The following is an 8,831-nucleotide window of genomic DNA, read 5'->3' on the forward strand; positions in this document are numbered from 1 at the left end:
GCCCTGAGCCTGCTCGTCGGTCTGCATCTTGGTCTTGCCCTGGGCCTGCTGGTCGGTGGTGGTGCCGGCCTTGCCCTGAGCCTGCTCGTCGGTCTTCAGCTTGGCCTTGCCCTGGGCCTGCTGGTCGGTGGTGGTGCCGGCCTTGCCCTGAGCCTGCTCGTCGGTCTTCAGCTTGGCTTTGCCCTGGGCCTGCTCGCCCATCTTGGAGCCGTTCTGGCAGTCAGCCTGCCCGGAAGCGCAGTTGGCGTCTGCGCCAGATTGGCTTTCGGTCTGTTGTGTCTGAGCCGCCGCCGTTCCACAGCCGAGCCCGATGGCCAGCATGCTGGTAATGAGAACACGTTTCATGGGAAATCTCCCTGGGTAAGGTTCGTCCCTTCACTGGGTAGAACCAGCACCCAAAAAAAATGTTCCGAGATAGATGCGTGAGTGCTAAAAAACGACCCCGCTTGAGATCATACGATCGCGGGCGGAAGCCGCCGTTAAAGCGACCTTTTCAACCTTGGCGATTGCCCTAGCTGTCTCCGGAGAGGAGACCGACATGGCAATCTATAGTCTGAGAGTGGTCAGCTTCATTTTCGTTGCCCTGGCTTTCGCTCCGGCCGCCGCGCATTTCTTCGCTATGTTCAACAAGATGAAGCTCGACGGGCCAAACTATCTGGCTGCGCAGCGCGCCTATGATGGATGGAGCCTGTTCGGCATCGTGGTGCTGGGAGCATTGCTCTCCACGGCCGCCCTGGCGATCCTGCTCTATCGAGCGAGCGCATCTTTCGGCTTGGTTGTTGTCGCCTTTCTAAGCATCGGCGCCACGCAGTTTGCCTTCTGGACGCTGACCTATCCAATCAATCAGGCGACCCGGAACTGGACTGTCCTCCCTGAAAACTGGGAGCTGCTGCGGCGCCAATGGGAGTATTCGCATGCCATCGCCGCAGGCCTCAACGCCTTGGCGTTGCTGGTGCTTTTCATATCGGCGCTTCGCCCTGCGGTGCGTTGAACGACCACGTCGTCACCAGCACGGCCAGCGGGCAGGAACCACCATGAAGCGGAATCATTGAAACGCCAGATGTTCCAGCGCGGCAGGAAAAATGAAACGGTACTATTTTGATCTTCAAAACGGTGACGGCACGGTACCCGACGATGACGGGCAGCTGTTCGAATCCCGGGAACAAGCCAGAGCGGAAGCAATTCGTATTTTGCAGGATGTCGCCCAAGACGAAATGCCCGACTGCGATTTCGTCAAGATAACCGTCAAGGTACGCGATGAGATCGGTGCGCAGATGTTTGAGGCGTCGCTTGTTCTGACCTCCGGATGGAGCGTTTGATGTCGCAGTGCTAGCGGCGATACCGCACCGGGATTTGCACGACATTCTCCGATCCAGGCAGATCAAAGGCCATGGCCAGCTGACGTACGGAGGCCATCTCCACGATCAGTTCTTCAAGCGAAAGGTCTGGCAGGCCGGTCTTCACCCTCTGCCTCACCCTGGCCGCAAGTTCATGAACCCGCACCGGGACGAAAAGCGGGCTGTCGTCCAGCAGCTTGCTGATTTCGATGACCACATCGGCGTCGATGTCTTTCGGCAATTCCCGCATGAGCGTCACCTCCAATCGAAGCAACAGCCCGCCATGTCGATGCGACGAGCGATCCGGCGTTGAGCGCCGGGCAGTGGGATCGGAGAGGGACGTGCTCGGCGCTGGCCGATATCCTGATTCATAAAACTGCGAGCATAGGTGTGTCACGAAAAAATATCGGTACGAAATTTACCAAGCCGGTCATCCCATGCAATCCACAAGGGCCTTCCCGAAATCCGGCAGCGGCTGTTGCCGACAGAGGAGGAACAAAAAATATGGCCCGGAATTGAGACTGACGAATTGGAGGATCTAGCCATGGACAGCAGGGAAGAAAAGATCAAACGACGGGCCTATGAAATCTGGGAACAAGAGGGCCGGCCGGTAGGCCGCGAGCAGGAGCACTGGGATCGGGCCGTGCAGGAGATCGAAGCTGAGGGTTCGGAGACTGAACGTGGCCCGGTTCTGCCTGACCCGACAGTTGCGGCCGATTCCAATAGCTCGAAGCGTTGATCGGCAATCCCATGGCGTCTTGAGGACCCCGGTCGGGCAACCAAATTGGCGGAACCTCGTTTGCCGGGCATCAACCAGAGGAGGTTTCGATGAAGAGGTTCTTTTCATTCCTGGTCTTGGCCGCTGCCCTTGCGCTCGGCGCCTGCGACAACAACACCGAGCCGATGAAAGCCACCAGCAACAAGAACCCACAGGTTGATCAGGCCGCCAGACCAGGCCCCACGACTGGCGGCGACCAGCCAGCTACGGTGCCTCAGAGCAAATGAACTCCGTCTCACATTGCGACACACCTCTGCTGCGCGTCGCCTATCTCGATGGTGGACCGCAGGACGGCGCCCCGGTTATCCTGCTGCATGGCTGGCCCGACGACGCGACGACATACGCTCGTATTTCGCCGATGCTTCATGAAGCTGGCTTCCGGACGTTTTCCCCTTGGTTGCGAGGCTTTGGGCCGACATCGTTCCTGTCGAAAGAAACCATGCGCTCGGGCGAGATTGCCGCGATGGCGCAGGATGTGCTGGATTTTGCAGATGCGCTTGGCATCAGCCGCTTTGCAGTTGTCGGACATGATTGGGGCGCTCGGATATCCTATCTGCTCGCGTCGGTTTTTCCGGACCGCATCAAGTGCTGCGCTGCGCTGTCCCTCGGCTGGCAACCAGGCAAACCAGCAACGCCGACGCCCGAACAGGCGAAAGCATTTTGGTATCAATGGTTCATGGCGACCGCACGGGGCGCCGAGTTCGTACGAAAGAACGGCAAGGAATTCGCCAGGTATCAGTGGGACAGCTGGGGTCCATTAGGCTGGTTCGACGACGCCATTTTCGATGGCGTTGCGAGCTCGTTCGAAAATCCTGACTGGGCGGATGTGACGTTGCATTCCTATCGGGTCCGGTGGGAAGAGGCCGAGCCCGATCCGCGTTATGCTGAACTCGCCCGCCGGCAAGCAACGGTCAAGATCATCACCGTGCCGATCCTGACGCTTCACGGTGGTGACGACCGCGTTGTGTTTGCCCAGTCTTCAGAGGGGCTCGAAGAGCATTTCACCGCGTTCTACAGGCGGGTGGTGCTGGATGGCATCGGACACTTCCCGACGCGTGAGGCTTCTGATCAGGTTTCGCGAATGTTGGCTGCGTTTCTCGATAGCCATGGCAAGCGCTGAAGGAGGGGCGCCATCGACCCCATAGTAAAGGCCGGAACCTGACGCATCGCCGCGCATTTCGTCTCCATGCATGACGAACCGAAATGCGGTCTCGCAATCAATCGGCAGCCAGGGAGAATTTGGATGCAAGCTTCAGGCGCAATCTCAAGACACCATGCTGGCCAGTTGGCCATAGAACCGTTTGCGGGCACGGTGACGGTACGATTTTCCGACGCCATAGTCGCTGCCACGGAACGGGCGAAAGTGCTTCAGGAAGAAGGACATGAGCCCGTGTTCTATATTCCTTTCGAAGACATCTATTTTGACCTTTTCGAAAAAACGAACACCACCAGCCGCTCCCCTTTGAAAGGTACCGCGAGCTACTGGCGCGTCCATGCCGTGGGCAGCTCGGCTGACGATTTCATGTGGGCGTACGAGACGCCTGAAACCGCGGCGCGGGCCATTGCACGTCATGGTGCATTCGATCCGGAAAAGGCGCGCATCGATGTCGAGCCCGCGGAGGACAGAAGGCATACGCCCCACGTCACGGAGTAGATTGCCCGTTCTCATCGGCGCGAGCTGAAATTCAAGGCAGGTGCTAACCGCGTGGAAACTCTTCATCAAGGATGCGTAGTGCCTCCTCGTATCTGACGGTTGATGCCCCGGCCTGTCGTGCCTGCCAGATATTGTCCGCCAGATCCGCGCGCTTCACCGGCAGCGCCAATGGATTCGATGCCGCTCGTCGCACGAACGCGAAGTAATCCTCGCCGTCCCTACGCGACATGGCGTCGACGGCCGACGCGATCGTCGGGCCAAAACCGGCCTCTTCCAACCTGGTCCGGTCCCAGCCTTCGCCCTTTTCCAGGACGTCATGGAGATAGGCGACGACCTTCTGATCCTTGGTTTCGACCGCGTCAACGACACGGCGACAGTGCTCGATATAAGGTCGCCCGGTCTTGTCGCGCTGTGCCTGGTGGACCTCTTCGGCAATCTTGGCCGCCCGGTAAAACATGCTCATCAGGCTTCCCCTTCAGACATGGTTTCACCATCGCTCCTCGGTGTCGTGGTGCGGCAGGTCCATTCCGCAGCAAACCCAGCCAAGTCGCTGCCTCGATCCATAATTGTAGCGCGGCTCCAGGCGAGCCGGATCGTCGAACGTTCCGACATGAAGCGCGATCTCTCCCGGCGATGCGTCATAGGCGAGGCTGAGCGGCGATCCGCAGGCGGAGCAAAACCCCCTGCAGGCAATCGGCGAAGACCTGCGATAGGTCGGCGTCGCATCGGTCCAGGTCACGCTTTGGGAAGGCACCCAGGCCAGAACCGCGAACGCACTGCCGGTCGCTCGCCGGCACATATCACAATGGCAGTAATGCACTCTCGGTTCGCTTCCAACGCGGAAGCGGATCGTGCCGCAGAGACATCCTCCGCTCAGTTCCATTTTGGCGCCCCGGTTGACTTGCGGCTCCAACGCCTCTCGCGCGGTCTCATGCGAGCACCTCCATTCATCACAGCGAAAACGCCGGTCATTTGCGTCGGTTCCTGTTGGCTATCTCAGGAACCAGTGCTTGCGCGCGGCGTTGCGTGTCTTTGCTGGCAAAATGAGGAGTCAGGAATGCTTGGCCGGTCGGAGACGCACTGATGTCGATGCCGGGGCTGGCATACGGTCCCCTGGGCGATCGATGCATGCATGTCTGCGTGGACATGCAGCGGCTGTTTGCCGAGCCGTCTCAATGGGCAACACCCTGGATCACCCGGGTTCTCCCGCAGATCGAGACGCTGGTCGAAAGACGCGCGCCGCAGACGGTCTTTACACGCTTCCTGCCAGCCAAGAAGCCGGGGCAGGGCGTCGGCACCTGGAAGCGCTATTATGAGCGCTGGGCTTCACAGACGATCGAGACGATCGGGCCTGAAATGACCGAACTGTTGCCGTCTTTAGCCGGCTACTGCCCGCCAGCGGCGATCATCGACAAGCACATCTACTCGCCCTGGTTCGAAGGGCGCCTCAGAGCCTTCCTGGTGGAGCGCGGCATCGATACGCTCGTCATCACCGGTGGCGAAACGGATGTTTGCGTTCTGGCCACGGTGCTCGGAGCCATCGATTTCGGCTATCGCGTGGTTCTCGTCACGGACGCGCTATGCAGTTCTTCCGATTCAACCCACGACGCACTGCTGACCGTTTACCACCAACGTTTCGCGCAGCAGGTCGAGACGGTTGAGATGGAAACGGTTCTCTCGAACTGGACTTGACGTTCGCCAACTCGGCTCGGCGGAAAGTGTCCATGCTTCCTTGCGCGGTTTGGCTGCCTATCTGTTAAGAGAATAACGGACACCAGAACGGATAGCAGACGTGACGCAACGATCGGGAAGTGCTGATCTTCCACTCCATGGCGGGCGCGTGCCAAAATGGCTCGGCGACCGCATGACGCGTCTTGGCGCCGTGATGTGCGAAGCGATCATTCATCACTATGGTCGAGACGAACTGCTGCGACGGCTGGCGCATCCGTTCTGGTTCCAGTCCTTTGGTGCTGTCATGGGCATGGATTGGCATTCGTCGGGGATCACGACCAGCGTCGTGGGCGCTTTGAAGCGTGGCCTCACGCCGCTTTCCGGCGAGCTCGGCATTCATGTCTGCGGTGGTCGCGGCGCGCATTCGCGAAAAACCCCGCATGAACTCGAAGCCATCGGCCAACGCGTCGGCTTTGACGGAGCGGGCCTGGCCACCGTCAGCCGTCTTGTCGCCAAGGTCGACAGCGCCGCAGTCCAGGACGGTTTCGATCTTTACCTGCATGGTTTCATCGTCACCGATGACGGTCGCTGGGTCGTGGTGCAGCAAGGCATGAACGGTGACAGCAAGGTGGCGCGCCGCTACCATTGGCTCTCCGAGGGGCTCAAGAGTTTTGTCGACCAGCCGCATGCCGCCATCGAGGGCATCAATCAAGGCGAGATCGTCAACCTGACCGACAGGCGCGCCGACGCGTCGCGCCAAGGGCAACTGAACCTTTTGCAGGAGCTCGGACCCGATCGCATCCTGGGCGAGCTTGCAGCATTGGAGCGTTGCGCGGAGCCGAGGCGCCGGCAGGAACCGGAGCAGCCGCTGCTGCCGCATTTGGTCATGCCGGCCCATCACGACGTTCGCGAAAGCGATGTCGTCATGCATCGTCTTCACGGCAATATCGCCGCCGCCGCGGACCGCGGTCCCACCGATTTCGCCGAGCTCCTTCTGGTCCCCGGCGTCGGCGCGCGCACGGTGCGCGCGCTGGCCCTCGTTGCCGAGGTGGTGCATGGCGCGCCTTGCCGCTTTTCCGATCCCGGCCGCTTCTCGCTGGCGCATGGCGGCAAGGACAGGCACCCGTTCCCTGTGCCGCTTAAGGTCTATGACGAGACGATCGGCGTGCTGAAGTCGGCCGTGCAAAAGGCAAAGCTCGGTCGCGATGAAGAAATCGGCGCCTTGAGGCGGCTCGACGATCAGTCGCGGCAAGTCGAACGATACGTCACCGGCCTCAGCCTGAAGGAAATTGTCGCGGGAGAATTCGACCAGTCGCATCTGCTTGGCGGGCGCAGCGTGTTCGGGTGGGAAGCGGCCCCGGACACAGCACCTGCTGAGCGGAGCAAGAAGGCCTGAGAACGAGCTAGAGCGGCTGTAGATCAATCGTCCAGATCGATGAGCGCGACACCGAGATCCGGGCGCTTGCTGCGGCGCAGATGGCCGGGCGCTTCCACCAGGGTGATTTCGAGCGTTGGCCGAACGATGCCATCAAGCAGATGTCCACCCCGGGTGGTGCCATCGCTCAATCCCAGCACCGCATGGACGTGCAGGCTGGGCTTATCGTCATCACCCAGTGCGACATCGCCGATCGCGCTCAGAACCTCGCACTGTTCGTCGATAGGGATTTTGCGGTAGGTCTTCGCGTCCGGATCAAACCAGCCCACGGTGGCTTTTTCGAAAGCCCCTATGGCGGTCAGGGACGCGCTGCCGATCTTCTGGTCGACCGCGAAGGCGGTCAGTGCCGCGAACGCTTCTTCGCCTGGGTCGAGCACCAGGACAAATGTCCTTTGTCCGCCGATCTCATTGACGAGCTGCGATTTCATCCCTGTCCTTCCATCGTTCGGCCCCATTGAGCGCCGCCGTCAGATCAATGGGCACGGTGTTCCGCATTGCGCTTGCGGGTCGCTGCAGCTTTCTTTGCCGATTCCGATCGGCTTGCGGCAGACCGTGATGCCGATGCCTTGCCGCCGCTTTTGCCGCCTTTGTGCGCCGCCGGATGGCCCGTGTGTTTGCCGCGGCCCGAACCGCCTTCCTTCTTGCCACCGCCATCGTCCTTGTTGACGGTTGCCCATGCGCGCCGCTCTGCCTCCTTGTCGGAAACCCCGCGCTTCTCATAACCTTCGGCAATGTGGTCGGCTTTACGCTCCTGCTTGTCAGTGTACTTCGATTTGTCGCCTCGTGGCATGGCCAGCTCCTCCTGTTGAACAAGGGCTGAACGTCGACCCGACGCGGTGGTTCCAACATAAGTTCGCGAAGCCGAGGCCGCATGGCGGGGCAGCGCCATACACCGCCGCGGCGCGAGCTAACGCTTTTCGGGCCGGGGAGAGCGCAGCAGCAAGGCGAGAGGAACGAGCAGTGCGGTCGCTACCGCGCAATATCGAAAGACATCGATATAGGCGAGCAATGAGGCCTGCCGCGCTATCAACTGTCCTATCCAGCCGAGCGCCTGCTGTTTTGCGTCGATCATCGGCGAGCCTTGAGCCACGAAGTGCTCGGTCGCCTGACGCAGAACCTGCTGGTAGGCCGGTGACGACTGTGCCGTGTGGCCGACGAGGTTTGCCTGATGGATTTGCGCGTTCTGGGCTATCACCGTGTTGGACAGCGACACACCGATGCTTCCGCCGATGTTACGGGCAACGTTGATGAGTGCCGACGCCTGGTTCGTCTGCTGCGGAGCAAGACCGACGTAAGCCGCCGTCGAGATGGGGATGAACAGGAAGGGCAAACCGATCATCAGGAAGATGCGCGCGAAGGCAAAGAAGCCGAAACTGACGTCCGGGGTGAGCGATGTCATATGCCAGAGCGCGACAGCGACGACGGACATGCCTGCCATGATCAGGTATTTGGGCTGGACGATGGCGCCGGCAAATCCGGAAATCGGCATAAGCATCAACATTGCGATGCCACCCGGCATCATCGACAGGCCCGACAGGGTCGCCGTATAGTTGAAGGCGGTCTGCTGCAGTTGCGGCATCAACTGGGTGGTGCTGAACAGCACGGCGCCCACTGCCATCATCACCAGGAACGATGTGCCGAACTGGCGGCTGAACAGCAGGCGGACGTCGACGATCGGATCGCGGTGACTGAATTCCCACGGGATCAGCAGCAGAAATGAGACCGCCGAAATCGCCGCGAAGGTCACGATGAAACCTGATGCGAACCAGTCGTTGCGCTGGCCCTCATCGAGAAAGATCTCCAGGCAGCCGAGTGCCGTGGCGACCAGGATGAAACCGACCCAGTCTATTCTGAGGCCGCCCTTCAACCGTTCCTGCCGTTCGCGCTCGAGCACATCAGGCTCGACCACCAGCCACTGCACCAAGGCAAGCGACATGATGCCGAACGGGACATTGA

The 8,831-nt window shown here is 60.4% G+C and carries 13 protein-coding genes and 1 pseudogene; 7 read left to right on the forward strand and 7 right to left on the reverse strand.

The features are described 5' to 3' along the window. A pseudogene (locus EN994_RS08315) lies at positions 1-345 on the reverse strand (hypothetical protein); the annotation flags it as partial. A 154-nt stretch (positions 346-499) separates the two neighbouring features. On the opposite strand from EN994_RS08315, the gene EN994_RS08320 reads away from it, so the two are divergent. Continuing rightward, on the forward strand, positions 500-991 hold the full coding sequence (locus EN994_RS08320; RefSeq protein WP_224674205.1) for a hypothetical protein: 492 nt from the start codon (positions 500-502) through the stop codon (positions 989-991). A 91-nt stretch (positions 992-1,082) separates the two neighbouring features. Then, positions 1,083-1,319 (forward strand): hypothetical protein, encoded by a 237-nt coding sequence (locus tag EN994_RS08325; RefSeq protein WP_013531549.1) that lies wholly within the window; start codon positions 1,083-1,085, stop codon positions 1,317-1,319. Positions 1,320-1,329: 10 nt separating this feature from the next. Here EN994_RS08325 and EN994_RS08330 read toward each other — a convergent pair whose 3' ends face one another. Next, the gene (locus EN994_RS08330; RefSeq protein ID WP_127307479.1) at positions 1,330-1,587 is read right to left on the reverse strand and encodes a hypothetical protein; all 258 of its coding nucleotides are present in this window, start codon (positions 1,585-1,587) and stop codon (positions 1,330-1,332) included. A 294-nt stretch (positions 1,588-1,881) separates the two neighbouring features. Here EN994_RS08330 and EN994_RS08335 point away from each other — a divergent pair, with 294 nt between their 5' ends. The 3 genes from EN994_RS08335 (at position 1,882) to EN994_RS08350 (ending at position 3,769) form a co-directional block, all read left to right on the forward strand. Next, complete coding sequence (locus tag EN994_RS08335) at positions 1,882-2,076, forward strand: DUF2934 domain-containing protein (RefSeq protein ID WP_013531551.1); 195 nt, start codon at positions 1,882-1,884, stop codon at positions 2,074-2,076. Between the two features lie 262 nt (positions 2,077-2,338). Continuing rightward, positions 2,339-3,235, forward strand: coding sequence for an alpha/beta hydrolase (locus EN994_RS08345; RefSeq protein ID WP_063168025.1), 897 nt, complete (start codon positions 2,339-2,341; stop codon positions 3,233-3,235). A 123-nt stretch (positions 3,236-3,358) separates the two neighbouring features. Next, the gene (locus EN994_RS08350; protein WP_013531554.1) at positions 3,359-3,769 is read left to right on the forward strand and encodes a DUF427 domain-containing protein; all 411 of its coding nucleotides are present in this window, start codon (positions 3,359-3,361) and stop codon (positions 3,767-3,769) included. A gap of 43 nt (positions 3,770-3,812) precedes the next feature. Here the strand turns inward: EN994_RS08350 and EN994_RS08355 are convergent, their stop codons facing one another. Next, positions 3,813-4,232, reverse strand: coding sequence for an HD domain-containing protein (locus tag EN994_RS08355; RefSeq protein WP_027161658.1), 420 nt, complete (start codon positions 4,230-4,232; stop codon positions 3,813-3,815). Positions 4,233-4,256: 24 nt separating this feature from the next. Further along, on the reverse strand, positions 4,257-4,652 hold the full coding sequence (locus EN994_RS08360) for a GFA family protein (RefSeq protein WP_027161657.1): 396 nt from the start codon (positions 4,650-4,652) through the stop codon (positions 4,257-4,259). A 200-nt stretch (positions 4,653-4,852) separates the two neighbouring features. On the opposite strand from EN994_RS08360, the gene EN994_RS08365 reads away from it, so the two are divergent. Together EN994_RS08365 and EN994_RS08370 are read left to right on the forward strand one after the other, a co-directional pair. Continuing rightward, positions 4,853-5,461, forward strand: a complete 609-nt coding sequence (locus tag EN994_RS08365; protein ID WP_063168024.1) for a cysteine hydrolase — start codon at positions 4,853-4,855, stop codon at positions 5,459-5,461. 100 nt (positions 5,462-5,561) lie between these two features. Continuing rightward, complete coding sequence (locus EN994_RS08370) at positions 5,562-6,836, forward strand: DUF763 domain-containing protein (RefSeq protein WP_063168023.1); 1,275 nt, start codon at positions 5,562-5,564, stop codon at positions 6,834-6,836. A 23-nt stretch (positions 6,837-6,859) separates the two neighbouring features. Here EN994_RS08370 and EN994_RS08375 read toward each other — a convergent pair whose 3' ends face one another. The 3 genes from EN994_RS08375 to EN994_RS08385 form a co-directional block, all read right to left on the reverse strand. Further along, positions 6,860-7,303 carry a PPC domain-containing DNA-binding protein gene (locus EN994_RS08375; RefSeq protein ID WP_027161655.1) on the reverse strand — a complete coding sequence of 148 codons (444 nt, stop codon included), beginning with the start codon at positions 7,301-7,303 and terminating at the stop codon, positions 6,860-6,862. A 44-nt stretch (positions 7,304-7,347) separates the two neighbouring features. Then, complete coding sequence (locus tag EN994_RS08380; protein WP_013531559.1) at positions 7,348-7,665, reverse strand: hypothetical protein; 318 nt, start codon at positions 7,663-7,665, stop codon at positions 7,348-7,350. 117 nt (positions 7,666-7,782) lie between these two features. Then, the coding region (locus EN994_RS08385) for an MFS transporter (RefSeq protein ID WP_127307480.1) at positions 7,783-8,831 on the reverse strand (1,049 nt) is incomplete at its 5' end.

Source organism: Mesorhizobium sp. M7A.F.Ca.CA.002.09.1.1, from assembly GCF_003998555.1.
GTDB classification, from domain to species: domain Bacteria; phylum Pseudomonadota; class Alphaproteobacteria; order Rhizobiales; family Rhizobiaceae; genus Mesorhizobium; species Mesorhizobium ciceri.